At 40.1% G+C, this 25,497-nt stretch carries 20 protein-coding genes and 1 riboswitch; of the genes, 12 read left to right on the top strand and 8 right to left on the bottom strand.

The window, feature by feature from the left end; genetic code table 11:
- The first annotated feature begins 172 nt into the window (after positions 1–172).
- Both BN1082_RS07630 and BN1082_RS07635 read left to right on the top strand, forming a co-directional pair.
- Positions 173–1,657, top strand: a complete 1,485-nt coding sequence (locus BN1082_RS07630; protein ID WP_090632889.1) for an aldehyde dehydrogenase family protein — start codon at positions 173–175, stop codon at positions 1,655–1,657.
- Between the two features lie 170 nt (positions 1,658–1,827).
- Complete coding sequence (locus BN1082_RS07635) at positions 1,828–2,223, top strand: cytosolic protein (protein ID WP_090632891.1); 396 nt, start codon at positions 1,828–1,830, stop codon at positions 2,221–2,223.
- Positions 2,224–2,329: 106 nt separating this feature from the next.
- Here BN1082_RS07635 and BN1082_RS07640 read toward each other — a convergent pair whose 3' ends face one another.
- Together BN1082_RS07640 and BN1082_RS07645 are read right to left on the bottom strand one after the other, a co-directional pair.
- Positions 2,330–3,844 (bottom strand): MDR family MFS transporter, encoded by a 1,515-nt coding sequence (locus BN1082_RS07640; RefSeq protein WP_090632893.1) that lies wholly within the window; start codon positions 3,842–3,844, stop codon positions 2,330–2,332.
- A gap of 134 nt (positions 3,845–3,978) precedes the next feature.
- A complete protein-coding gene (locus BN1082_RS07645; protein WP_090632895.1) occupies positions 3,979–4,545 on the bottom strand; it encodes an NAD(P)/FAD-dependent oxidoreductase in 567 nt (188 codons plus the stop codon).
- A 216-nt stretch (positions 4,546–4,761) separates the two neighbouring features.
- Between BN1082_RS07645 and BN1082_RS07650 the strand changes: the two genes are divergently transcribed.
- The 6 genes from BN1082_RS07650 (at position 4,762) to BN1082_RS26955 (ending at position 10,842) form a co-directional block, all read left to right on the top strand.
- On the top strand, positions 4,762–6,336 hold the full coding sequence (locus tag BN1082_RS07650) for an ABC transporter substrate-binding protein (protein WP_218055138.1): 1,575 nt from the start codon (positions 4,762–4,764) through the stop codon (positions 6,334–6,336).
- A 100-nt stretch (positions 6,337–6,436) separates the two neighbouring features.
- The gene (locus BN1082_RS07655) at positions 6,437–7,393 is read left to right on the top strand and encodes an ABC transporter permease (protein WP_090632897.1); all 957 of its coding nucleotides are present in this window, start codon (positions 6,437–6,439) and stop codon (positions 7,391–7,393) included.
- A gap of 3 nt (positions 7,394–7,396) precedes the next feature.
- Positions 7,397–8,251 carry an ABC transporter permease gene (locus tag BN1082_RS07660; protein WP_090632898.1) on the top strand — a complete coding sequence of 285 codons (855 nt, stop codon included), beginning with the start codon at positions 7,397–7,399 and terminating at the stop codon, positions 8,249–8,251.
- A gap of 18 nt (positions 8,252–8,269) precedes the next feature.
- Entirely contained in the window at positions 8,270–9,256 is a 987-nt protein-coding gene (locus BN1082_RS07665; protein ID WP_090632900.1) for an ABC transporter ATP-binding protein, read from the top strand.
- Positions 9,257–10,228 carry an ABC transporter ATP-binding protein gene (locus BN1082_RS07670; protein ID WP_090632902.1) on the top strand — a complete coding sequence of 324 codons (972 nt, stop codon included), beginning with the start codon at positions 9,257–9,259 and terminating at the stop codon, positions 10,226–10,228.
- 158 nt (positions 10,229–10,386) lie between these two features.
- On the top strand, positions 10,387–10,842 hold the full coding sequence (locus tag BN1082_RS26955) for a hypothetical protein (protein WP_176699686.1): 456 nt from the start codon (positions 10,387–10,389) through the stop codon (positions 10,840–10,842).
- A gap of 266 nt (positions 10,843–11,108) precedes the next feature.
- Here the strand turns inward: BN1082_RS26955 and BN1082_RS07680 are convergent, their stop codons facing one another.
- Positions 11,109–12,308 carry an MFS transporter gene (locus BN1082_RS07680; RefSeq protein ID WP_090632903.1) on the bottom strand — a complete coding sequence of 400 codons (1,200 nt, stop codon included), beginning with the start codon at positions 12,306–12,308 and terminating at the stop codon, positions 11,109–11,111.
- Positions 12,309–12,320: 12 nt separating this feature from the next.
- Positions 12,321–12,734 carry a MarR family winged helix-turn-helix transcriptional regulator gene (locus BN1082_RS07685; protein WP_090632905.1) on the bottom strand — a complete coding sequence of 138 codons (414 nt, stop codon included), beginning with the start codon at positions 12,732–12,734 and terminating at the stop codon, positions 12,321–12,323.
- Positions 12,735–12,795: 61 nt separating this feature from the next.
- Here BN1082_RS07685 and BN1082_RS27380 point away from each other — a divergent pair, with 61 nt between their 5' ends.
- Positions 12,796–12,966 carry a hypothetical protein gene (locus BN1082_RS27380; protein ID WP_176699687.1) on the top strand — a complete coding sequence of 57 codons (171 nt, stop codon included), beginning with the start codon at positions 12,796–12,798 and terminating at the stop codon, positions 12,964–12,966.
- Positions 12,967–13,831: 865 nt separating this feature from the next.
- Here BN1082_RS27380 and metH read toward each other — a convergent pair.
- Genes metH through BN1082_RS07705 form a run of 4 tightly spaced genes read right to left on the bottom strand, consistent with a single transcriptional unit; the run spans position 13,832 to position 21,416 of the window.
- Positions 13,832–17,275 carry a methionine synthase gene (metH, locus tag BN1082_RS07690; RefSeq protein ID WP_090632907.1) on the bottom strand — a complete coding sequence of 1,148 codons (3,444 nt, stop codon included), beginning with the start codon at positions 17,273–17,275 and terminating at the stop codon, positions 13,832–13,834.
- Positions 17,253–19,115 carry a bifunctional homocysteine S-methyltransferase/methylenetetrahydrofolate reductase gene (locus BN1082_RS07695; protein ID WP_090632908.1) on the bottom strand — a complete coding sequence of 621 codons (1,863 nt, stop codon included), beginning with the start codon at positions 19,113–19,115 and terminating at the stop codon, positions 17,253–17,255. Before BN1082_RS07695 ends, metH begins: the two co-directional genes overlap by 23 nt.
- On the bottom strand, positions 19,115–20,305 hold the full coding sequence (gene metC, locus BN1082_RS07700) for a cystathionine beta-lyase (protein ID WP_090632910.1): 1,191 nt from the start codon (positions 20,303–20,305) through the stop codon (positions 19,115–19,117). Before metC ends, BN1082_RS07695 begins: the two co-directional genes overlap by 1 nt.
- Positions 20,295–21,416 (bottom strand): methionine biosynthesis PLP-dependent protein, encoded by a 1,122-nt coding sequence (locus tag BN1082_RS07705; RefSeq protein ID WP_090632911.1) that lies wholly within the window; start codon positions 21,414–21,416, stop codon positions 20,295–20,297. The genes metC and BN1082_RS07705 overlap by 11 nt, the downstream gene beginning before the upstream one ends.
- Positions 21,417–21,494: 78 nt before the next feature.
- Positions 21,495–21,607, bottom strand: a riboswitch (SAM riboswitch).
- A gap of 430 nt (positions 21,608–22,037) precedes the next feature.
- Between BN1082_RS07705 and BN1082_RS07710 the strand changes: the two genes are divergently transcribed.
- The 3 genes from BN1082_RS07710 to BN1082_RS07720 all read left to right on the top strand — a co-directional run bounded on the left by BN1082_RS07710 (position 22,038) and on the right by BN1082_RS07720 (position 25,494).
- On the top strand, positions 22,038–22,769 hold the full coding sequence (locus BN1082_RS07710; protein ID WP_090632913.1) for a YveK family protein: 732 nt from the start codon (positions 22,038–22,040) through the stop codon (positions 22,767–22,769).
- Complete coding sequence (locus tag BN1082_RS07715; protein WP_090632914.1) at positions 22,756–23,412, top strand: CpsD/CapB family tyrosine-protein kinase; 657 nt, start codon at positions 22,756–22,758, stop codon at positions 23,410–23,412. Before BN1082_RS07710 ends, BN1082_RS07715 begins: the two co-directional genes overlap by 14 nt.
- Positions 23,413–23,673: 261 nt before the next feature.
- Positions 23,674–25,494: a polysaccharide biosynthesis protein gene (locus BN1082_RS07720; RefSeq protein ID WP_090632916.1), complete on the top strand. Its 1,821-nt coding sequence runs from the start codon at positions 23,674–23,676 to the stop codon at positions 25,492–25,494.
- Positions 25,495–25,497 lie beyond the last annotated feature (3 nt).

Here is a 25,497-nt window from a genome sequence, read left to right on the forward strand (position 1 = left end):
AATTTGCATGATGTCTAAAAATGCTGTCGTAAATATTTTGAATTTTTAAATATTTATTAGTTGATTGCTAGTTTTTGATAATGGTACTATTAATTCGGGATTGAAAACGCTATCATTTCGATTCCCTGCATTCTTTTGGATGTACATATGAAGTCAAAGGGAGGAAGAACATTTGAGTCAAGTAGCAGTCAATTTAAAAGAAAAGGTAGAAAAATTTTTACTGGGGAAAAAGAAACTGTACATTGATGGTCAATTTGTTGAAAGTCTCTCTCAAAAAACGTTTGATACGTATAATCCAGCAACTGGGGAAGTGCTTGCAGCTGTTTACGAAGCAGGTCCGGAGGATATTGACCGCGCTGTAAAAGCAGCAAGAAAAGCATTTGATGAAGGTCCATGGTCGAAAATGGGCACTGCAGAACGCAGCCGCCTCATGTACAAATTAGCGGATTTAATGGAGCAAAATAAGGAAGAGCTTGCCCAATTAGAAACACTCGATAACGGAAAACCAATCCGTGAAACGACTGCAGCGGATATTCCTGTTTCTATTGAGCATATGCGTTACTATGCAGGCTGGGCGACGAAAATCGTCGGTCAGACGATTCCAGTAAATGGACCATTCTTAAACTATACCCGTCATGAAGCAGTGGGAGTTGTCGGCCAGATTATTCCTTGGAACTTCCCATTATTAATGGCAATGTGGAAGCTAGGTGCAGCCTTAGCAACCGGTTGTACGGTTGTGCTAAAGCCAGCAGAACAAACTCCGCTTTCTGCTCTTTACTTAGCAGAATTAATTCAAGAAGCCGGTTTCCCTCCTGGGGTTGTCAATATTGTTCCAGGCTTTGGCGAAACAGCCGGTCAGCCTTTGGTTGATCACCCGCTTGTTGATAAAATTGCCTTCACTGGCTCCACAGAAGTTGGTAAGGCAATTATGGAAAGGGCAGCTAAAACGGTTAAACGGATAACACTTGAGCTTGGAGGAAAGTCACCTAATATTATTCTCCCTGATGCAGACCTAACTCAAGCCATTCCTGGGGCATTAAATGGAGTTATGTTTAATCAAGGCCAAGTATGCTGTGCCGGTTCAAGAGTCTTTATTCAGAAAAAACAATTTGATCATGTTGTTGCCGACATGGTCAGCCATGCGAAACAAATTAAACAAGGGGCAGGTCTACATGCTGACACTCAAATCGGACCGCTTGTTTCCGAGGAGCAGCAAAACCGTGTTCTAGGATATATTGAAAAGGGCTTGAATGAAGGAGCAGAATTGTTAGTGGGTGGCGATAAGCCATATGAACAAGGTTATTTCGTGTCACCAACTATTTTTGCAGATGTTCGTGATGAAATGACTATCGCCAAAGAGGAAATCTTTGGTCCTGTTATTTCAGCCCTTCCATACGAGGATTTAGATGATTTAATTGACCGTGCAAATAGCAGTCAATATGGTTTGGCTGCGGGTGTATGGACGAAGGATGTTACAAAAGCTCATTATATTGCTAACCGCCTTCGTGCCGGTACTGTTTGGGTGAACTGCTACAATGCCTTTGATGCCGCATCCCCATTCGGCGGCTTTAAACAATCCGGAATTGGACGCGAAATGGGCTCATATGCACTAAACAACTACACAGAAGTGAAAAGTGTCTGGGTAGCTTTGAAATAGGGTGCCTGATACCATAGGATATTTTTGTGACTCGCCAATTGGCGAGTTTTTTATTGTAGAGGAACAAACACTGCGGAGATTTATTGTTCCTTAGACTTAAAAAGGAAGTAATTGTTTGTGGATAAAAATGGGCATACTATTATTTGTAAATACGGTCTAAGGAGGAAAAAATGAAATCATTTATTGTTAGTTTTCATCAGGAAGATAATGTTGACAGTATGCAAATTCAAAAGCTTAATCAGGAAGATTTTGATAAAGCCGCAGCTGGAGGAACAAGGCATCTCTTCGAACTCGATACCAATATCGGATTCTTTGTATTTTTCGACGCGGAGGATGCTGACGGCGTCGTTTCTTATTTGGTGCTTCAATATGAAGAAGAAAGTGAAGAGCCATCAGGGTGCTATTCTTTCAAACTTGAGGATTTTTATGAATTTATGGCTCTATACTTAAATGACCTTGAATTTAGTGATGAAACAGAAGAAGAAGACGAAGAATACGGCCCAATCCATCATCTGGCCCATCTATTGTTCCATATAGTTGAAGATGGGAATGACGTTGAGGTGTAAAAAGTAGCGAAAATTACACTTTTTCTAGTTGATTTGTAAAAAACAAAATGCGAGAAATTCCCCATATAAAAAACAAAGCACTGAGGAAAACCCCAGTGCTTTGTTTTTAGCTTTTTGCTCCAGTCTTATTCGCAGTTACTACGCGGGCCTTACCCATGAAAAAGATCGTAATCGCAATAAGCGCAATAGGAATTAAGGCTAGCATAAAGGTATGAGTAATGGAATCTGACATCGCATGAACAATTTTATCCAAGATAAAACTAGGGATTTTCGAACGCTGATCAGCTTGGAAGATTTCCCTAGGGTCTCCCATTTTAAAATTGCCGCCACCTTGCATGCCTTTAAATGCCTCTTTTAATTTATCAGCAAACAGATTTCCTTGAATGGTACCAAAGATCGTTACACCAAGCGTCATCCCAAAAGAGCGCAGGAACGAGTTCGTTGAGTTTGCTGTCCCGCGGTATTGCGGTTCCAGATTGTGTATGGATGCAGTAGGTAGTAAGGAGAAGGAGAAGCCAACTCCAAACCCAACAAGAATCATATAAATAGTAAGCAACCAGTGGGCAGTATCAACAGTCATGCTGCTAAGTAAGTACATGCCAGCTACATAAGAAATAAATGAAACAAACATGATGTTGCGGTAAGACGTTTTTGCCATAAAGATACCGGCAATCGAGCTTCCGGCAACAGACCCCAGCATCATTGGTGTTAAAATTAACCCGGAATTTTTTGCAGAACCTCCGTATACAGCTTGAACGAAAATCGGAATGAAGACAGTTAAAATAATGAAGGTACCACCATATAAGAACGCCAAAATTTGCGAGGCTGCAAACAAACGTCTTTTAAACAACCATAGTGGTAAAATCGGCTCTTCCGCTTTTAATTCGGCAATGAAAAAGGCCACAAAAAAGACGAAAAAGCTCACGAATAGGCTGATGATTTGAGCAGATTTCCAAGCATATTGTTTGCCGCCTAACTCCAATGCAAACATGAGACTGACTACAGAAATGACAAGGGTAATCGCTCCCCACCAATCAATTCTTTGCTTTGAATGCTGAAGGGATTCATGGTAATAACGCATAATTAAAAAGATCGAAACGATTCCAATTGGAACATTGACATAAAAAATCCAATGCCAGCTAATATAGTCGGTAATATAAGCGCCTAACAATGGTCCTAAGATACTTGCAGAACCGAATACTGCTCCTAGCAGTCCGGTCATTTTACCTCGATTTTCTGGAGGGAAAATATCGAAAACGATAGTAAATGCAATTGGCATCAAAGCCCCCCCGCCAATCCCTTGTATAGCCCGGAAAATACTTAACTGAACGATACTTTGCGCTAATCCGCAAAGGGCAGATCCAACGAGGAACAGAATTGAACCAAACATAAAAAAGCGTTTCCGGCCGTACATATCGGATAGCTTCCCGAAAATCGGCATGCCTGCCATAACGGCTACCATGTAAGCGGAAGTTACCCAAATAAATTTATCAAACCCGCCAAGATCGGAAACAATCGTCGGCATTGCTGTTGCAACGATCGTGTTATCCATCGCTGCCATTAATATTCCCAGCAAGAGACCGGCGACTACGGGCTTAAGATTCGTGTCTTTTTTGATCATAAAAGACTCCTTTCATATTTTTGCCACAGGATATAGTAATTTTATATTATGGAAAGAATTGAGTCTACACTAATTAATACAGAAAAAGAGAGACTCTTTTAGAATCTCCCTTCAAAATTATTTATGGGTTTCCCCTATTTAGATTTTAAAATATCATGGTCAACATAGCGTGTGCCGTTTAATTCACTAATAACATTAATCGCAACCTTAGCACCGTCACCGGCAGTGATAATCGTATGCATACTTACCCCAGCAATAGTTCCGGCCGCCCAAATTCCTTCAATATTTGTTTTTCCGGTAGCATCGACATCAATAATTGTTTTGATTCTTGGTTCTGTACCCGGTTTTGTGGTTAAACCAGCTTTTTCAGCAAGGTCTGCCAGCATTCCGGTTGCAACAATGATGTGCTTTGCTTCATATTGACTTTGTTCTGTTTCAACTTTAAAACCGCCATCAATCTGACTAATGTTAGTTGCGGTGTCCTGGATAATTTCGGCCCCAAATTTCCGTGCCTGCTCTTTACCGGTCTCAACGAGGTCAGTACCAGTAATTTCTTTTACTCCATAATGATTTTCAATCCATGCCCGTTTCGTTACACTTTTGTCATGATCAATAACCACTGTTTTTTTACCAGCCTTAGCAGTGAAAAGGGCTGCACTTGCTCCTGTAGGTCCTGCGCCAATTACTAAAACATCATACATATTTACTGCCTCCTTTTAATTTTATATATTTATTATCACTCTAGGAATTTTAGAAGTAAAGTAAATGGTTCTAATAGAAAAAGACTCCATTCTGTCAAATAAAGTCGGTTATTTTTCGTTTACTATTGATGTCCTTTCAGGTAAAATGTAAAACATATAAGAATAGTAGGAATTATTCTTTTGTTATAAAAAAATTACATTGGGGGGAAAGACAAAGTGGTTCGGAAAAATATTAATATTGTCGCAGCCATTTTATTAAGTATGCTTTTAGTGCTTTCAGGCTGTTCTTCAAAAACTACTGATACAGCTAGCACGAAAAATACAAGCAAACCGGATACCTTTATTTATGGTATTGACGGAGATCCAGGAAACGCAGTGAATGCAATCACCACTGGTGACCGTTATGGATTAATGGAGATCAAAGCTATTTATTCACCATTATATATGTATAATGGTAAAAATGATGTGAAGTACTTCTTAGCAGAAAGTATGACCCCATCATCTGACTTTTTAACTTACACAGCAAAATTAAGAAAAGGCGTAAAATGGTCTGATGGGCAGCCTTTTACTGCTGATGATGTTGTATTTACATATGATCAAATGTTAAAAGAAGAAAATGGCGGCTGGGCTAGAAGCCAGCTTATTTTCAACAATCAACCAGTTAAAGTAGAAAAAGTCGATGACTATACAGTAAAATTCACGCTTCCAACCGTTAGTATGGGTGCGATGGAAGCTTTAGGTAACATTTTCATTATGCCTAAGCATATTTACCAAAATGAGACCAATATTGCTAACAGCCCGAAAAATGCTACACCAGTTGGTACCGGTCCATATATCTTGAAAGAATATAAAGCAGGTGAAAGTGTTACGTTTGTAAAGAACGATAACTATTTCCTAGGGGCACCAAAGATTCCAAAAGTAGTTTTCCGGATCATACAGGATCCAAATACAGCAGTGATGGCACTTCAAAAAGGGGAAATTAACGCCCTTGCCGTACAGCCATCAGACGCAAGCAAGTTTAAAGGGGATTCCAATGTAACGCTTAAACCTTATGATGAAGGACGTATTGGTTACTTGGCTTACAACTTAAGCTCAAAGGCGGTCCAATCTAAAGAGGTAAGACAGGCTCTAGCTTATGCAATGAATCGTGATGATATGATTACGGCAAGTTATTTATCAAGCGATTATGCAAAACCTGCTTATTCCTTCTTGCCAACAAAAGCAACTTATTACACCGACAATGTAGAAAAATATAAATTTGATACGAAAAAAGCAAAAAGCTTATTGGCAAAAGCGGGTACTTCGAATTTAAAACTGAAACTTGCCTATACAGCTAATAACCCAATCCAGCAAAAGCAGGCTGCTGTCATTCAGCAAAACTTGAAAGCTGTTGGTGTTGACGTTCAGCTTGTTGGTATGGATGCTACCGCTTTAAGCAAGAAGCTTCAAAGTGTGCAAACAGACTTTGATATGTATCTTAACGGATACATTATGGGAATTGACCCAGATACCTTTAACTCCTTATTTGTCACCAATGGAGAAGCCAACTACATGCATTATAGCAATCCAAAAGTGGATGCATTATTCAATCAAGGTCGCGTAGAGAAAGATGACGCAAAACGGAAAGCGATTTATGAAGACATTCAAAAAACGATTGCCGACGATGCTGCATTCTATCCGATCACAGAAAACAAGCGGATTCTTGCAATCGATTCTAAAGTCAAAGGAATTGACCAAGCAGGCTTAGTACCAGTTTATACGTTTGAGGATATGTCGAAGCTATCCTATTAAAGGTAGATAAAGATAAACAGTGCGCTGTTTATCTTTATTTTTTAGAACAAAAAGTTATAGAATGATAAAGTGTTCTTTTTGGGAAGGAGTGAGGTCATAATTGTTAAAATATATTGTAAAAAGGATATTACAGGCAATTCCTTTGTTAATTATTATTTCGATTATTTGCTTTAGCCTGATAAAATTGGCGCCATATGATGCGGTCGATGCAATGACCACACCAAACATGTCAAAGCAAACAGTCGCGCTAATCAAAGCAAAATATGGTTTAGACAAACCGGCATATGAGCAATATTTTTATTGGGTCAAGGGGATTTTGAACGGTGAATGGGGCTACTCGATTGTAACGCATGAAAGTATTGCCAAGGATCTTTCGGTCAGAATTCCGAATACCATTTTACTTGTCCTGCCATCTTATATTCTTGCATTATTTCTATCTATTATTCTAGGTTTGTTTGCTGGTGCGAAAAAAGGGAAAGTCGCGGATAAAATCATAGACGGCTTCAGTTCCTTTGGGATAGCGATTCCAAGTTTTTGGATGGCGATGATTCTCGTGTATATTTTTGGTCATCGTCTCAATCTTTTCCCCATCCTTGGGATGCATACCGTGGGAAATGAAAGCTCGTTCTCCGATCTTTTAAGTCATATGGTTCTACCGTGTACCGTATTAACGCTTTCTTTTATGCCAGAGCTTGTTCGTTATGTCCGCTCTTCCACCATCGGGCAGCTTTCTGAGGATTACGTCATGGTCCAGCAAGCTTACGGGGCAGGATCTTCTTGGATATTATTTAAACATGTCCTAAGAAATGTTCTTCTTCCAATTATTACAATTGTAGGGATGAGTCTTCCGATGTTAGTAACCGGGGCTGTAGTAACCGAAACAGTTTTTGGCTGGCCGGGAATCGGTACGTATTTTGTCAAAGCGATTCAAGGATTTGACTACCCTGTAGTCATGGCCATCATGCTGCTTTCATCAAGTCTTGTGATCATCGGTAATTTGGTATCTGATATATTATATTGCATCGTTGACCCGAGAATTAAAGGAATGGGGGAATAGGTAATGGCCGGCAAACATAATAGACGTGTTGCGCAGTTTAAAAAAGAACTGAAACGAAATAAAACGGCTGCCTTCGCCCTCGGTTTCCTTATTCTTATTATACTCGTTTCGATTTTCGCCTTTTTATCACCTTATCCTCCTGATAAGGTTGATGTAACGAATGTTTTGCAAGGTCCAAGCTTAAAGCATTGGTTTGGCACAGACGAGCTGGGCAGGGATTACTTGACAAGGGCATTGTATGGCGGCAGGGTATCCCTTACTGTCGGCATTTTAGCGATGCTTATCTCAACAAGTATTGGAGTATTGGTAGGAACGGTCAGTGGCTATTTTGGCGGCCGGATTGATAACATTTTAATGAGGACAGTGGATGTTATTTCTTCTATACCATGGATGATTCTTGTTACTGTTGTGAGCATTTATCTTACGCCTGGTTTAAAGGCGATTATTCTTGTCATTGGTCTTTTTACATGGATGAGCACGGCTAGGCTGGTCCGTGCCGAAACCCTATCCATCAAAGAGCGAGAGTATGTTTTATATGCAAAATCCTCAGGTCAGTCTTTGACAAAAGTCATCTTGAAACATATTATTCCTGCAGTATTTCCCACCTTTATCGTGGCATCAACGGTAAGTATTGCCAATGCAATTTTAATGGAATCAGCCTTGAGCTTTCTCGGTCTAGGTATTCAACAACCGTTATCATCATGGGGAAGCATGCTTCAAAATGCTCAAGGAAACCTGGCAAATGCCCCATATATGGCTATTTTACCCGGGCTTCTAATCGTCTTAACGGTTTATTCATTTAATAAAATTGGTGATCTACTTCGGACAGTAATTGAACCGAAGACAAGCGGAAAATAGAAAGTAGGTAATCATGAAATGGGTAACAACGAAAATCGTTTACTAGACGTGAAAAACCTTCGGACAAGCTTTTATAATGGAAAATCCAAAACAGAAGTCATTCGTGGGATTGATTTTACTGTTGAAAAGGGTGAAATTTTAGGGATCGTCGGGGAATCAGGCAGTGGTAAAAGTGTCATGGTGAAATCTATTCTTGGAATTATTCCACCTAACGCAAAAATCGATACCGGTGAGATTATTTTGGATGGAAAGCATATTGAGGGCCTCTCGAAAAAAGAAAAACGAGCGATAAGAGGCCGAGAAATCGCGATGATTTTTCAGGATCCGATGACCGCTCTTAACCCGTTAAAAAAAGTTGGAGATCATCTTGTTGAACTGTTAACAAGGATTAGAGGCTTAAACAAGAAGGATGCCAAACAAGAATCTATTGAATTGCTGAGAATGGTAGGGATTCCTTCTCCAGAAACGAGAGTAGACCAATATCCTCATGAATTTAGCGGTGGAATGAGGCAAAGGGTATTAATTGCGATGGCTCTTTCGTGCAATCCGAAGCTATTGATAGCAGATGAACCGACAACCGCCCTCGATGTGACGATCCAGGCGCAAATTCTGGAGTTAATAAAGAAACTGCAGCAAGAGAAGGATATGTCCGTGGTATTCATTACCCATGACCTTGGCGTCGTGGCCACGATATGCAGCCGAATCTTAGTCATGTATGCCGGAAAGGTAATGGAAGAGGGTTTGGCCCATGAAATCTTTTATTCTCCGAAACATCCTTATACAAAAGCACTGCTAAATTCGATCCCAAGGGTTGATGGGGAGAAAACGAGATTAAAGCCGATTAGAGGTGCCGCGCCATCGCTGCAAAATACGGTAAACGGATGCCCTTTTGCTGAACGTTGTGAGCTGGCGGTGGAAAAATGCTTTACGGAAATGCCTGAATATAAGAGCTTCTCGTCTACGCAGAAATGCATGTGCTTTTTAGCTGGTGAGGGGGAAAACTAAATGACTGAGAAACTCGTAGAAGTAAACAATCTTAAAAAATATTTTCCTATCAAAACCTCTTTGTTTAACAAGAGCAAACAGGTTGTGAAGGCGGTCGATGATGTTTCGTTCCACATTTATAAAGGGGAAACGTTCGGCCTTGTGGGAGAATCAGGGTGCGGCAAATCCACGTTAGGAAGGACATTGAATCGTTTGTATGATCCGACGTCAGGAGAAATCTTTTTTGATGGTAAGGACATTGCCAAGCTTAATAATAAGGAACTTCAACCCTACCGAAAAAGAATGCAAATGATATTTCAGGATCCTTATTCATCACTTAATCCGTACATGAATGTGGAAGAAATTATTGATGAGCCGCTCGAGATTCACACTTCTCTTTCTAAAGTAGAGCGCAAAGAAGTAGCCATGGATATTCTTGAAAAAGTAGGCTTGAAGAAAGAAGATATGGAGAAATTCCCACATGAGTTTAGCGGTGGTCAGCGGCAAAGAATTGGAATAGCCCGTGCGTTATCCATCAATCCTGATTTCATTCTGTGCGACGAAGCAATTTCAGCCCTCGACGTTTCGATTCAAGCCCAAGTTATTAATATGTTAGAAGATTTACAGGCTGAAATGAAGCTTACTTATTTATTTGTCGCCCATGACTTATCAATGGTCCGCCATATTTCAAATCGAATTGGTGTGATGTATCTTGGCAAAATGGTCGAGATATCGAAGAGCGACGAACTTTATTCTAAGCCGCTTCATCCCTATACTCAGGCACTATTGTCTGCGATACCGATCCCAGACCCTATCAAGGCACAGAACAGTAAACGCGCAATCATAACCGGAGAGCTTCCGAGCCCGATCGAGATGGAAACAGGCTGCCGCTTCCGCTCCCGCTGCCCGTTTGCCAAACCAATCTGTGCAGAAGCGAATCCGCAATTGAAGGAAGTAGATAGTGAGCACCTCGTTGCCTGTCATTTATATTAAAGAGGTTCGCAACTAAAACATGCATTTTTGGTTTCGCAAATGAAACAAAAAAGATTGCAAGAAAAAGATGCTTTTTCGAAAATTAAACTAGTTTTTTGTATGAGTTACTTCTAAAATTACTAATACTACAAAAAAAGTAGAAAATCGGGTGGATTATGATGGAAAAGATCAAGTTAGCGTTAAATTATGCCTTAATGCTGGAAATGATGAAAGCAAAAGGATTCAGCAGTCCAACCATCGTTGCACTCCTCAGTGAGGGAAATGAAGAATTGCTCGAGAGCATTGGCGAGGGAATCCCTTCTTGGAAAACGCTGGTCGACTATTATCACTTGCATAAAGATAAATTCCACAAAGCCCTTAAGGAAGGTTATAAAATTAGTTTTTTGACAAAAGGGGCGCTTAAATCATTATTAGCGATTATGTTTGAAATGAAAGAAGGCGTCGATTTCGTCGATACTGGCGAGTATCTCGACAAGGTTAAGTTCTCTAGCGACAATCTTCAATCACTTCGTGAGGTTATTTCGAATAACTGGTCGATTGTCGTGCTCGAGGAGGACAGTGAGCAAGCTTCGGTAGTGGTAAATATCGAGCTTACTCATAAGCCAAATTTTTAAATTACGAAAAAAAGAACCATCATTTCCGTTTTGGGATTGATGGTTCTTGTGTTTAAACTGATATAAATGATCTTTTTTCGTCTTTGTTGTTCTTGTTCTCATGTCTGCGAAAACAAACGGGCTTCGCTTTAACTCCGGATTTATTTTTCCTTCGCGTGAAAGCTTTTCTCTCAATTTTTTGGCTTTTGATTTAGCCATATCCATCACTCCTATAATTTGGTTCAAACCATTATATAACATTTGTAGAGCGATGGACAGTGCATCTTTTATATCTCTTGTTCTTTAATTATCTCCTGGCTTTTAATTTTCGATTTTCTTGTATGAAGGAAGTAATAGAGAACTACCCCAATTAAAATATAGAGTGAGCAATAGAAATAAAGAGTGCTATAATCCATTTTCGATACAATTGCGCCCACTATAAAAGATCCTAATGCAATACCCATATCGTAGATAGACAAAAAGGTTGCGGTAGCTAACCCTCTTTTTCTCGGTTCAGCATCTTGAATGGCAATCGTTTGAAAGGTAGGAAAAAGGGTTCCCCAGCCTAAGCCAATCATACCGGCAGATAGGAGGAATGTGAAGGCTGCACCGCTTTTACTTAAAATAAACATTCCAATCGCGAACAGAAATATACCAGGAAATGTGATCACGTTTGGACCATATAGATCGAGCCATTTTCCTGTAAAGGGTCTTGAAATTAACAACACGATGGCATAGACCACAAAGAATAGGCTCGAAACACTTGCTAAGTGAATTTCATCTGCATAAATGGATACGAAGGAGAGCAAGGCTGAATAGACAATGGCTAAGAAACTGCCAACAACTGCAATCGGAACAGCAGTTGGCTCAATCAGATTCCAGATTGAAAAATTGGAATGAGCCACTTCATGATGTTGTCCATTACTTGTAAGCTTCACACTTAAACCGGTTAATAAAGAACAAAATGCAACGATTACACTTAAGGTAAACAATATTTTTGCGCCCCACTGCTGGACTGCCATCAATCCAACAAAAGGTCCTAATACCATTGCTATATTGGTGGACATAGCGAAGTACCCCATACCCTCTCCTCTTCGTGAAGTTGGGATCATATCCGCTACGATCGTACCTACAGCTGTCGTTGCCATTCCAAAGCCAACCCCGTGTAAAAGACGAATCAGCAAAAAGCCGATTACGGTTTTAGGAAAAAAGTATAAAAGCGAAGCACCTGCAAATATCACTAAGGCTGTTAACAGCACCCTCTTATTCCCAACTCGTTCAAGCCATTGCCCTGCAATAGGACGAGATATTATCGCAGAAAGTAAAAACAACGTTGTCATTAACCCTGCTTCAGATGCATTACCATGTAATTCTTGCAACACATAGGATGGGAGAGTGACTAGTAAAATATAAAAAGTCATAAAAAGAAAAAAGTTACTCAATGAAACACTAATAAAGTCCTTTGTCCATAGTTTAGGTTTGTTCATAAGATTACTCCTTTATAAAAGCTGGTTCAGCCAATAATTCTGTAGGTTAAATAGCTCTTCTTGTGATGTTTTTGGTAGCTGGCTTAAAAGAGTCTGATTTAGCTCTGTTACTGCTTGTTCCCAGTTTGGATATTGTTTTAATGCTTCATCGGTCAATTGAATGTGCTTCTCCCGTTTGTCCTGACCCGGGACTTGACGGACATATCCTTGTTTAACAAGACGTTGAATAGTCCTGGTCATCGGAGGGGCTTCAACAAATAAATAGTCACAAAGTTCCTTTTGAGTTAATGAGTCTTTCTTTTTCAGGACATAAATAACGGCCCATTGCGATCCGTATATTCCCATAGGTTTTAAGACTTCATTAAGTTTATTTGTAAGATGGCGTGAGAGCTGATGAAGGCTATGGAATAAATCGTGGCTATGCATGGGCAAACACTCCGTTTTTTAAAAATAGTTACCTAGGTAACTATAAGGTTATTTTAAATGAATGTCAAGAAATGTTCACAATTTAAATGCTGTTGATCGGTTTCGCGGAATTATTGCAGATTCCCGCGGAATAATTGCAAAAGTCCGCGGAATAAAATCAAAAGCTCGCGGAATAAATCCGAAAATCCGCGGAATTATTCCAAAACTTCGCGGAAAGTCTGTACCTAAGTAAAAAAACCAGCCCCAAAGAAAGAGATTCGCGGAATAATCGCAGATTCCCGCGGAATAATTGCAAAAGTCCGCGGAATAAAATCAAAAGCTCGCGGAATAAATCCGAAAATCCGCGGAATTATTCCAAAACTTCGCGGAAAGTCGGTACCTAAGTAAAAGAAACCAGCCCCAAAGAAAGAGATTCGCGGAATTATCGCAGATTCCCGCGGAATAATTGCTAAAGTCCGCGGAATAAATCCGAAAATCCGCGGAATTATTCCAAAACTTCGCGGAAAGTCGGTACCTAAGTAATAGAAACCAGACCCAAAGAAAGAGTTTCGCGGAATAATTGCAGATTCCCGCGGAATAATTGCTAAAGTCCGCGGAATAAAATCAAAAGCACGCGGAATAAATCCGAAAATCCGCGGGAAAATCCGTACCTAATTAAAAGAAACCAGCCCCAAAGAAAGAGATTCGCGGAATTATCACAGATTCCCGCGGAATAAAATCTAAAGTACGCGGAATAAATCCGGAAATCCGCGGAATTATTCCAAAACTTCGCGGAAAGTCCGCATCTAATTAAAAGAAACCAGCCCCAAAGAAAGAGATTCGCGGAATTATCGCAGATCCCCGCGGAATAATTGTAAAAGTCCGCGGAATAAAATCAAAAGCTCGCGGAATAAATCCGAAAATCCGCGGAATTATTCCAAAACTTCGCGGAAAGTCCGCACCCAATTAAAAGAAACCAGCCCCAAAGAAAGAGATTCGCGGAATTATCACAGATTCCCGCGGAATAATTGCAAAAGTCCGCGGAATTAATCCAATAATCCGCGGAATAAAATCAAAACTCCGCGGAATTATCACCAAATCCCGCGGAATGAACACAACTATTTCAACACATTAAAATACCGTGCCTCTGGATGAGCAAACACCATTGCCGAAACGGACGCTTCCGGTTCCATCATGCAACCATCTGTAAGCTCAACCCCAATCTCTTCGGGCCGTAGTAACTTGAACAATTTTTTCTGGTCCTCCAAATCAGGACATGCAGGGTAGCCAAACGAAAAGCGCTGGCCTTGATAATGGGCAGCAAATCGATCTTTCATCGTAAAATCCAGTGGATCCGGGAATCCCCATCGGTCACGCATTTGCCGGTGAATTAATTCTGCAAATCCTTCTGCCGCCTCAAGTGCCAATGCTTGAAGAGCGTGACTTTCAAGATATCGACCTTCCGCTTTATAGTGGTCAGCTTTTTCACGAATTCCTCTTCCGGCAGTTACTGTAAAGAATCCAACATAATCCTTTACGCCGCTGTCAACCGTTTTAATGAAATCTGCTAAACATAAGTGTGGTGCCGATTCCTGTCGGGGAAAATCAAAAGTTTCAATCACCCTTTCTGGTGATTCTGGGTCATAAACATAAATCTTATTTCCGTCAGACTGGGCCGGGAAAAACTGATAGATTGCCGCCGGAGAAATCCATTCCTTATTTTCTAACAGTAATTGGTCAACTACTTCTTTTACCTTCCATGCTTTTTCATCTTTTTCAGCAAGTAATTTAGAAATCTTACCTTTCACGCCAAGATGGTGACCAAGCAGCATTTGCATATTAATATATGGCTCAATATGAGAAAGTGAATACGATTTTAAGACATGTTTTTTCGTATCCTTTGGAACAAAAACAGGTACCTTAGTAGAAACAGTTGACTTTATTTTAACCGCTACAGAACTAACCGCTTTTTGCTGAATTTCAATAAACGTCCCGATGGAATCTATTTTTTCAGAGCGTTCCACAACAAGTTTTTCATATTCCTCTGGGGATTGTAGCTGGTTCGCTAGCGCCAAGCCTGTCATTGCATCTTTTGCGTAAAGGACAAGTCCGTCATATTCCTTGGCAATTTTCGTTTCTGTAAATTTCCGCGATAAAGCGGCACCGCCAACTAAAATCGGCAAAGAAATTCCTGCCTCCTTCATATCCTGGGCTGTTAACACCATTTGCTGGGCGGATTTTACGAGCAAGCCGGATAAGCCAACAATGTCTGGTTTTACGTCACGGATGGCTTGAATCAATTCGGTCGGTGATACTTTTATGCCGAGGTCTTTCACATCATAGCCATTATTGCTCAGGATGATGTCGACAAGATTTTTTCCGATATCATGAACATCGCCTTTAACCGTTGCCAGAAGAACTTTTCCTTTTGATGCAGAAGCATCGCCTTTTTCCATAAACGGCTCTAAAAAGGCAACCGATGCTTTCATTACTTCCGCACTTTGGAGAACCTCAGCAACAATTAATTGATTATCATTAAAGAGGCGGCCGACTTCTTTCATGCCCACCATTAATGGCCCATTAATAATATCTAGCGGCGCGGGATACGTATCCAAAGCCACTTCTAAATCCGGTATCAATCCTTCTTTTGTTCCTTCAACAACATAATGGGCGAGCCGCTCCTCTAGACTCATATTTAGAACGGCCACTTTTGCCTCTTTCTTTTTATCGCGGTAAAAGTCTGTAAAGGTTGCGAGTGTTTCTTCAGTCGTTTTAAAAAGCAAATTCTCCGCTAATTCAACTTCTTCCTTTGAGATTGAAGCAAACCGCTCCAATTTTTCCGTATTCACAATCGCATAATCAAGCCCAGCCAATGTGCAGTGGTAGAGGAAGACGGAATTTAATATTTCTCTTCCTACAGGTGGCAGTCCGAATGATACATTGCTAATCCCAAGTATTGTTTGAACGCCCGGCAAATGCTCTTTAATAAGCCGAATTCCTTCAACGGTCGCTTGAGCGGATCCAATATATTGCTCATCACCAGTACCAACTGGAAAAACTAGTGGGTCAAAAATTAAATCCTGCGGCTTCAGCTTGTATTTATGAACTAATAAATCATAAGAACGCTTGGCAATTTCTAGTTTCCGCTCAGCGCTAACACCCATACCTTTTTCATCAATTGTCCCAACTACTACTGCTGCGCCGTACCGATGAATAAGGGGAACAACTGCTTGAAACCGATCTTCACCGTCCTCAAGGTTGATTGAATTGATAATGGCTTTTCCCTGCGAATATTTAAGTGCTTTTTCACTGACTTTTTCGTCTGTTGAGTCGATTACGAGTGGCGCCTTTATTTTCTTTACAACCTCTTTCATGAAGTTTTCCATGTCGATGATTTCATCGCGGTCGGGGTCAGCAAGGCAAATATCAATAACATGGGCACCGCCCTTTACTTGTGCCCGAGCAATTTCAGCTGCTTCCTCAAATTTCCCTGTGGAGATTAGCCGTTTGAATTTTCGGGAGCCAATCACATTGGTACGTTCGCCAACCATAATGGGACGCAATGTTGGATCATCATAAATAAATGGTTCGATACCTGACACCATATGTGCAGTGGTAGACTCAAACACTCGCGGTTTATACTGTTTCATCGCTTCTGCAATCGCACGGATATGGTCAGGAGTTGTACCGCAGCAGCCTCCAACAATATTTAACCAGCCATGTGAAGCAAAATCGGACAGTTTTTTCGCAAGTGACTCGGGTGTTTCGTGATAGTGTCCTTCCTCATCAGGCAATCCCGCATTTGGATAACAGCTGACGGCTGTCCCAGCAAGACCCGCAAGCGAGCGGATATGATCCTGCATAAATTCAGGACCAGTGGCACAGTTTAAGCCGACCGCAATCGGCTGCATATGCTCAACCGAAATATAAAAAGCTTCAATCGATTGTCCTGCGAGTGTTGTGCCCATAGGCTCAATTGTTCCTGACAACATCAGCGGCAAGGCTTTACCGGTTTTTTCAAACGCCCTTGATATTCCGATATAGCCAGCCTTCACGTTCAACAAATCCTGACTCGTTTCTAGCAAAAGAAGGTCGGCACCGCCATCAATCAAGCCAATTGCTTGTTCCTCATAGGCTATGGCAAGGGCATCAAAAGTTGTTCCACCGGTAACACTTAAGGTTTTGGTGGTTGGACCCATCGAACCGGCCACAAATCGAGGCCAATCCCGAGTTGAAGCCTCTAAAGCTGCTTTTTTAGCAATTTGTGCCGCCTGTTTGTTAATTTCATAAGCTTTAAATCCAAGCTCATATTCATCAAGGACAATACTGGTTGCCCCAAAAGTATTTGTTTCAATAATATCAGCACCAGCCCGTAAATATTCAAGGTGGATTCGTTCAATTACCGAAGGAGCGGTTAGATTAAGCTGTTCATTGCAGCCTTCATACTGCTCACCACCAAAGTCGAGAGCGGAGAGTTCAGCCTGCTGCAACATGGTCCCCATGGCACCGTCCATGACGAGAATTCGTTTGTTCAGTTGATCAATAAATGGTGTTTTCGACATTGCTGTTCCTCCTCGTATCATTTGCACGCTCCCGGGCGTATAAAGCTAGTTCCCTGGTAAGCTCATAACGTAAAAATGGTGTAATTAAATAAATACCATTAAAAAGGTCGAGTGCTGCATCTATTAATGATTTTGTAATCTGAAGCCCTTCTTGAACAGCTTGGAGTGGGTGGTCATTCCATTTGGCCATCTGATCACGAATAGAATCGGTAATTTTAATGCCTGGAACTTCGTTGTGCAGGAATTCAGCATTTCTAGAGCTCGTCAGTGGCATTAAGCCAATATAGATGGGGGCATCAAGATGTTTTGTATTTTCATAGATTTCTAGCAGCTTTTCTTCTGAAAAAACAGGTTGGGAGATAAAATAATCAGCCCCATATTGAATCTTTTTCTCAAGTCGTTTGACTGCTTTTTCGAGGGAGCGAACATTCGGGTTAAAGGCAGCAGCAATACTAAACGCAGTTTTTTGCCCGAGATCTTTTCCGGAAAAAGACAAGCCATCATTTAACTGTTTGATCATTTGAATCAGTTCAAATGAGGACACATCATAGACAGAGGATGCACCAGGGAAATCACCTACGCGGGCTGGATCGCCAGTGATTGCTAAAACATCATTCATCCCAAGCGTATGAAGCCCCATTAAATGAGATTGCAAGCCAATCAGATTACGATCTCTACATGAAATATGAATGAGTGGCCTTATTGCTAATTCGCTTTTAAGCAAATATCCTAATGATTCATTTGAAATCCGGACAGTAGCGAGGGAATTATCTGCTAATGTAATCGCATCAATACCTGCTTTTTTCAGTTCTTTTGCCCCTTCAAAAAATTTTCTCGTATCGAGCTTCCTTGGGGGATCTAATTCAACAATGACAGAAGGTCTTTCCTTCACAATTTCTTGTAAAGGAGGACAGTCTCTTTTTGGAGAACGAGCTTCACTCACGATTTTCTTCGGTTTGAAATGGACGACCTTTTCCGAAATTGGAGCACTGTTTTTTAATTCAGAGGCAAAGGCTCTGATGTGCTCGGGTGTCGTACCGCAGCAGCCTCCGAGAAGGCGGATGCCTTGATGACGAAAGCTTTGTGCTGATTGCCGAAAATAATCTGCATCTCCTTCATAATGAAATTTCCCATCGTTGTAAGAGGGCAGACTTGCATTAGGATAGGCGGACAGATAGGCATGTGACGGCAGCTCAATTTGCTCAAGGGTCAGCAGCATATGGTGTGGTCCAAGCCTACAGTTTAAACCAATCACATCGGCACCGAGGCCTTCGAGTCTTTTTAAAGCATCATTAACAGGTAGTTGATTTTGCAAAATTCCCGTCTCCTGTAGGGATACTTGAGCAATAATGGGCAGCTTCGTTTCTTTTCTGGCTATGGTTAGCACTGTTTCAAGCTCTTCAAGGTCATAAAAGGTTTCAAGCAATAATCCGTCTACTCCTTCGAGTAAAAGACAATATAATTGCTCACGGAAGCTTCGTTTTATTTCTTCAATTGTAATGGTGGTGGGCTTGATGCCACGATTGCCGCCAATCGTTCCTAGTACATAGGCATTACTCCCGGCTACCGTTTTCGCGTTCTTTACTGCTGCACTATTTATCTCTTTTACCGAGTCTTCAAGCCCGTACCGCCCGAGCTTTAGATAGTTTGCAGCATAGGTATTCGTTTGAATCACATCAGCCCCGGCCTCAATATAGGCTTGATGGATATGCTGGATTTGTTCTGGATGGGAGAGATTCAATTCCTCAAAACAACAATCCGTTCCATATGAATAGAGCAGGGTCCCCATGGCACCATCGGCGATTAAGATTTGATTTTTTAATTTTTCTAAAAAGCTCATTATGATTCTCCTCGTTGCAATACCAATTGTTTGGCACGGACCTTCTCAAACGCTTGGGAAAAATCATGGATCAGGTCATCCACGTTTTCAAGTCCAACTGATAAACGAATCAGACTGTTCTTGATTCCTCGCTTTTCTCTTTCGGTTTGCGGCATGGCTGCGTGCGACATCTTGGCAGGGTATGATAAAATCGATTCCACCGCACCTAAGCTAACTGCAAAGACAGGGATTTTCACGTTCGCGACAAAAGTTCTAAGTGCTTCTTCATTCACAAAATCAAACGATAAAACAGCTCCCGAACCAGCTGCTTGATTTTTTTGCAAATGATGCTGCGGATGATGTTTGAGACCAGGATAATAAACTTTTTCAACAAGCTGATGTACATCCAAATAATTTGCTAGTTTCATAGCTGATTTTTGCGATTGCTCCAGGCGGACGTGAAGAGTCTTCAGGCCCCTAAGAACAAGCCAAGCATCCTGAACCCCAAGGACAGCTCCAAAGGAATTTTGCAAAAAGCCGAGCCGGGACGCTAAAATTTCGTCTTTTACAACCGCAAGACCTGCCACCACATCACTATGCCCAGATAAAAACTTTGTTGCACTATGAAGAACAACATCTGCACCAAGCTCCAGCGGTCTTTGTAATTCTGGAGTAAGGAAAGTGTTATCAACAAAAGTTAATGCTTGAATTTCCTTCGCCAGTTCACTAATTGCTTTGATATCCGTCACCTTCATTAATGGATTTGAAGGGGTTTCTACATAAAATGCTTTTGTATTCTTCTTTATTGCATGTTTTACTTCATGTAAGTTGGTCATATCGATAAAGGTATGTTCAATACCAAATCTTGAAAGCACCTGGGTGACCATCCGGTACGTACCGCCATAAACATCTTCGGTAATCACGACATGATCGCCGGAAGAAAGCAAAAGAAACGCTGTTGAAATCGCCGCCATACCTGAAGAAAAAGCAAATCCTCTTGTACCTCCCTCTAACTCAGCAATCACTTCCTCAAGCGCTTCCCTTGTTGGATTTAAACTACGACTATAATCATATTTTCCGAATTGATCGAGGTTCGTTTGATGAAAAGTAGAAGCATGTTGAATCGGCACGCTGACAGCGCCCGTAACAGGGTCTATTTTTTGGCGATTATGAAGGAGCTTTGTTTCAAAACAAAAATCCTCACCTACCATTCGTCATCACTCCTTCTTTTATATTGGTAAAAGCACGCTCAAGGTCGGAAATGATATCGTCTGCATCCTCAATTCCAACAGCAAAACGCAATAATCGATTGCAGACACCTGCTTGGATGCGGACCTCCTCTGGAATATCTGCATGCGTTTGAGTAGCCGGATACGTAATGAAGCTTTCAGTACCGCCAAGGCTTTCGGCAAAGGAAATCAGTGATAAACCTTGGAGAAAGGGATTCACCCATGACGCATCTTGTAAGCGGAACGAAAGCATTCCTCCTCTGCCAGGGTAAAGAACATCGGTAATATCATCATGATTTGAAAGGAAATCAGCAATTTGTCGGGCGTTTTTTTCATGCCTTTCCATTCGAAGCGCCAAGGTTTTCATGCCCCGCATTAACAGCCACGAATCAAAAGGACTTAATACACCGCCTGCACCGTTATGATAAAGGGCGAGTGCCTGACATAATTCTTCACCTTTGGCAACAATCAATCCGGCAAGGACATCATTATGACCACCTAAGTATTTCGTTGCACTATGGATCACAATATCTGCCCCAAGCCTGATGGGCTGCTGCAATAACGGGGTATAAAAGGTATTGTCAACAATCAGCAAGATTTCATAACGCTTTGCAATTTCTGCAATTGCGCCAATATCAGATTGCTGCATGAGGGGATTTGTTGGGGTTTCGAGAAAGATGGCCTTTGTTTTTGGTGTAATCTTGCTTTCAATCTCATCTAGACAACATGTATTTACATAGTGACAAGTTAAGCCCCATTTTTTATAACCCTTCTCTAATAAACGGTAGGTGCCGCCGTATAAATCCTTGCTTACGAGCCATTCATCTCCGGATTGGAATAAGGAAAGAATGGTAAAGATCGCCGCCATCCCTGAGCTGCAGGCAAATCCTTGGTCACCACCTTCAAGGTCGGCAATCGTTTTTTCAAGGAGCTGGCGCGTTGGATTTCCAGTCCGAGAATAATCAAACCCAGTGGATTGGCCAATACCCTCATGGCGGTAAGCTGTGGAAAGGTAGATGGGCGGATTGACCGTTCCTGTTACGGTTTCACTGCGATTCCCAATTTGAGCAAGTTTTGTTTCAATTTTGTACATGATTAAACCTCCTTTTTCTCAACAAAAAAAGTCTTCTATAAGAAGAAGACTTTGTAAGGACTTATCACTTTGTCATTCTTCTTATCTCGCAAATTACAAAATTTGCAGGAATTAGCACCTTTTCAATGGGCACGCCATTGAAGGTTGCTGAGGTGTCTTCGGGCCAGTCCCTCTACCTCTCTTGATAAGAAAATTAATATTTAGATTATTTATAAAATTTACAATATAATTAGCCGTTTTGTCAATTGTTTTTTTTTGATTGAAATTCTCTTGAAAATAAAAATTTATTTAAGTGTTCTAATTAAGAATAAAAAGAATTAAATATATGAGGAACTATTTTGGGATGAAGCATATGTTCCTGGTAAACTGTTAGATCCCAATATTCAAGTGGTATTGAAAAGATTAGAATTAAATGAAATTAACTTTATTTGTTGACTTGTTCTTTTTAAAGAACTACTATTATAGTATAGATAAAAAATTAATGTTATTTACCAATAAAAAATGCGAAATTGGTAGTTGAGTGGATAAATCTTAAGAGATTACCTTTTTTTATATTCAAAAGGTTCTTTATTTAGAACGTTTTTATGTGAATAATAAAATGACTTTTAAGAGGTGGATAATATGAGCTTCCATAATGCAAACAAAACGAATGCAAAGGATATTAATTTGAAAGAGTTATTTTACGTCATTAAAAAGAGGTTATGGATTGTTGTGGTCATAACATTCATTTCAACTGGACTGGGTACATACTATAGCTATTCACATAACACTTCCTTATATCAAGCTTCTTCAAGAATTATTATTGATACAACTCCAGACTATCGGAATACCCTTCAAGTAATCATTAAGGACTCAACCATATTAGGTAAGGTTGTGAAACAACTTGGATTACCTCAGTCACCAGAGGCGTTAGCTGGACAAATTACGGTTACAAGTATAGATAATACTCAAGTTGTCAGTATTGGTGTGACATACACGGACCCTAAACGTGCTGCAGATATTGCCAACACAACTGCTACCGTATTTAAGGCGGAGCTTCCAAATATTGTTAGTTCTAATAATGTTCGAGATGTTAGTATATTATCTAATGCTTCGGTAAACCCGGTACCCATTAATCACAATCAAAAAATGAAAATCGTGATTGCATTGGTGATTGGGGGCGTAATAGGCATTGGACTAGCGTTTTTGTTAGATTCCCTTGATGATACATTAAGATCGAACAATGAAGTAGAGGAAATTTTGGGGTTGCCTGTTTTAGGAAGAGTTTCGCGAGCGAATAAAAAGAATTTGAAAAAGAAATATATTAAGCATGTAAATTTAGAAGCAAGAGGTGATACGGTTGGCTATAAATAAGGGAAAGAGCAATATCCTAACAAAGAAACAACCATTAATAGCTTATTTTCACCCTGAGTCCATTATTTCTGAACAATATAGAATGATTCAGGCAAATATAAAATTTTCAATGACTGACAAAGGAAGCAAATCGTTTTTAATCACATCACCAAGCAAGGGGGAGGGCAAATCTACAACTGCTGCCAACTTAGCAGTCTCAATGGCCCAACAGAAAGAAAAGGTTTTACTAATAGATGCTAATTTAAGAAATCCTGGTCAACACTCCATATTTAAATTGCAAAATTCTATTGGATTAACGGATGTTCTAACCGGTAAATCACATTTTTATGATGCTATTCAACATACAGAAATCGGTAGGTTAGATATATTAACAGGGGGTTCACTCACACATAACCCAGTAGAATTACTCTCATCACCTATGATGAATGAATTATTTACCAACGCCTTAAAATCTTATGATGTCGTTTTAATTGATTCACACTCCGTGTTAGAGTTGACTGATACAAAACTATTAGCTAATCAATGTAATGGGGTAGTATTAGTTATTCAAAGCGGAAAAACATTACAAGATTTAGCGTTTGAGGCGAAAAAAGTATTAGAATTCGCGAAGGCAAAGCTTATTGGTGTCATTGTCAATGAATGATTATCAATAAAAAATTTTAATTCAATTGTTCTTAATAGGGAACATAAGATGTTTTTTAAAGAATATATAAAATTGGTGATGTCTCCTCTCCGTTATCAATGGAGGCACTCGGTCATGCTGTGGGTTTAAGAGACCTTAGACGCAGGTCGTCAAGAGTGTGATGTGAGGGCGGGTTAGATGCCCATTTACATAAAAAATGTTACTTATATGTCTTTTCCGGAAGGGATATAATTAACATTTTTTAAACAGAGGAGGGAATGTATGACTTATCGTCAAAGAGTATCATTATTTATTTTTATTGATTCTTGTATTGTATTGACAGCCATTTTTTTTAGTCGTCTTTTAGTAGATGCAACAACGGATGTCATTACTTTTCCAATCGTATTAAGTTCTATTGTAATATTAATAAGTCATCATATCTTTTCATTATTATTTCATCTATATAAAAAGGCCTGGGAGTATGCCAGTATTGGAGAATTGATTATTATTTTAAAAACTGTAACTTTTTCCATTCTAATAGCAGTAGCAACCCAACTGCTAATTACTCATAAAGTCCAATTTCGCTTACTAACCGTAACGTGGTTACTCAATATGTCTTTTATTGGTGGCTCGCGTTTTTGCTGGAGAATGTTCAGAGATTTCTTTCTTTATGAAGGAAAAAATAAAAAGAGAACATTGATAGTAGGTGCTGGATCTGCCGGGACGATGGTGGCTAGACAGCTTCACAATAATCATGATGCGGACCTTTTACCGGTTGGTTTTATTGATGATGATGAAAAAAAGCAGAAATTGGATATTTTAGGGATTCCAGTGTTGGGTGGAATTGTTGAAATAGAGGATATTGTTAAAGAGTTTGATATCGACAATATCGTTATTGCCATTCCTTCGCTTAGAAAAAGGGTGCTAAATACTATTTTTCAGGAATGTGCAAAAACAAATGCCAAAACACAAATTCTGCCGATGCTTGAAGATCTAATGACGGGAAAGGTTTCTGTTCAGCAATTTAGGGATGTGCAGGTAGAGGATCTTTTAGGAAGGGATCCCGTTGAACTAGATATTGAAAGTATTTCTGAAAATATTACCAATAAGGTTGTTTTAGTTACAGGAGCCGGTGGTTCAATTGGATCTGAAATATGCAGACAAATTTCTTGTTTTAATCCAAAGAAGCTTGTCTTATTGGGTCACGGTGAAAATAGCATCTACTCTATCGAGATGGAATTAAAAGAGACCTTTAAAAATGATGAAATTGATTTTGTACCAGTAATTGCAGATATCCAAGATGAGAAGAAAATGATGTCCGTTATGAGTACATATCAACCAGAAACAGTCTACCATGCTGCTGCTCATAAGCATGTTCCTTTAATGGAAGCCAACCCTGAAGAAGCTGTAAAAAATAACATAATTGGAACGATGAATGTCGCTAAAGCATCTAGTTGGAATGAGGTGAAAACCTTTGTCATGATCTCAACCGATAAAGCAGTGAATCCAACAAGTGTAATGGGGGCGACGAAAAGACTTGCGGAAATGGTCATACAGCACCTGGATAAAGAAAGTGACACCAAATTTGTTGCCGTTCGCTTTGGAAATGTCTTGGGAAGCAGGGGGAGTGTCATTCCATTATTTAAACGACAAATTGAAAGGGGAGGACCTGTAACTGTTACTCACCCTGACATGATTCGCTACTTTATGACGATTCCCGAAGCATCAAGATTGGTTTTACAAGCCGGAGCACTTGCACAGGGTGGTGAGATTTTTGTTCTCGATATGGGAGATCCAGTGAAAATCATTGATTTAGCTAAAAATCTCATAAAATTCTCAGGTAATTCTATAGATGATATTGGCATTAAATACACTGGAATAAGACCTGGAGAAAAGCTTTTTGAAGAATTATTAAAGGAAGATGAGGTACATGAGCAACAGATTTATCCCAAGATTTATATTGGAAAAACTTCTAATCTTTTAATCCAAGAAATAGAAGAAATCATTTCAAATTACTCGATTTTAGATAAAGAAGAAATGAAAGAACGGCTAATCACCCTTGCAAACAATAAAGAGATTCCTAAATTATCAGTTTCTGTATAAATA

Origin of the sequence: Neobacillus massiliamazoniensis, assembly GCF_001048695.1 — a bacterium.
GTDB classification, from domain to species: Bacteria; Bacillota; Bacilli; order Bacillales; family Cytobacillaceae; genus Neobacillus; species Neobacillus massiliamazoniensis.

Coding starts and splice junctions, on each gene's coding strand:
- BN1082_RS07635 (WP_090632891.1), top strand. CDS start 1,828: ATGAAATCATTTATTGTTAGTTTTCATCAGGAAGATAATGTTGACAGT.
- BN1082_RS07640 (WP_090632893.1), bottom strand. CDS start 3,844: ATGATCAAAAAAGACACGAATCTTAAGCCCGTAGTCGCCGGTCTCTTG.
- BN1082_RS07645 (WP_090632895.1), bottom strand. CDS start 4,545: ATGTATGATGTTTTAGTAATTGGCGCAGGACCTACAGGAGCAAGTGCA.
- BN1082_RS07660 (WP_090632898.1), top strand. CDS start 7,397: ATGGCCGGCAAACATAATAGACGTGTTGCGCAGTTTAAAAAAGAACTG.
- BN1082_RS07665 (WP_090632900.1), top strand. CDS start 8,270: ATGGGTAACAACGAAAATCGTTTACTAGACGTGAAAAACCTTCGGACA.
- BN1082_RS07670 (WP_090632902.1), top strand. CDS start 9,257: ATGACTGAGAAACTCGTAGAAGTAAACAATCTTAAAAAATATTTTCCT.
- BN1082_RS26955 (WP_176699686.1), top strand. CDS start 10,387: ATGGAAAAGATCAAGTTAGCGTTAAATTATGCCTTAATGCTGGAAATG.
- BN1082_RS07680 (WP_090632903.1), bottom strand. CDS start 12,308: ATGAACAAACCTAAACTATGGACAAAGGACTTTATTAGTGTTTCATTG.
- BN1082_RS07685 (WP_090632905.1), bottom strand. CDS start 12,734: ATGCATAGCCACGATTTATTCCATAGCCTTCATCAGCTCTCACGCCAT.
- BN1082_RS27380 (WP_176699687.1), top strand. CDS start 12,796: ATGTCAAGAAATGTTCACAATTTAAATGCTGTTGATCGGTTTCGCGGA.
- metH (WP_090632907.1), bottom strand. CDS start 17,275: ATGTCGAAAACACCATTTATTGATCAACTGAACAAACGAATTCTCGTC.
- BN1082_RS07695 (WP_090632908.1), bottom strand. CDS start 19,115: ATGAGCTTTTTAGAAAAATTAAAAAATCAAATCTTAATCGCCGATGGT.
- metC (WP_090632910.1), bottom strand. CDS start 20,305: ATGGTAGGTGAGGATTTTTGTTTTGAAACAAAGCTCCTTCATAATCGC.
- BN1082_RS07705 (WP_090632911.1), bottom strand. CDS start 21,416: ATGTACAAAATTGAAACAAAACTTGCTCAAATTGGGAATCGCAGTGAA.
- BN1082_RS07710 (WP_090632913.1), top strand. CDS start 22,038: ATGAGCTTCCATAATGCAAACAAAACGAATGCAAAGGATATTAATTTG.
- BN1082_RS07720 (WP_090632916.1), top strand. CDS start 23,674: ATGACTTATCGTCAAAGAGTATCATTATTTATTTTTATTGATTCTTGT.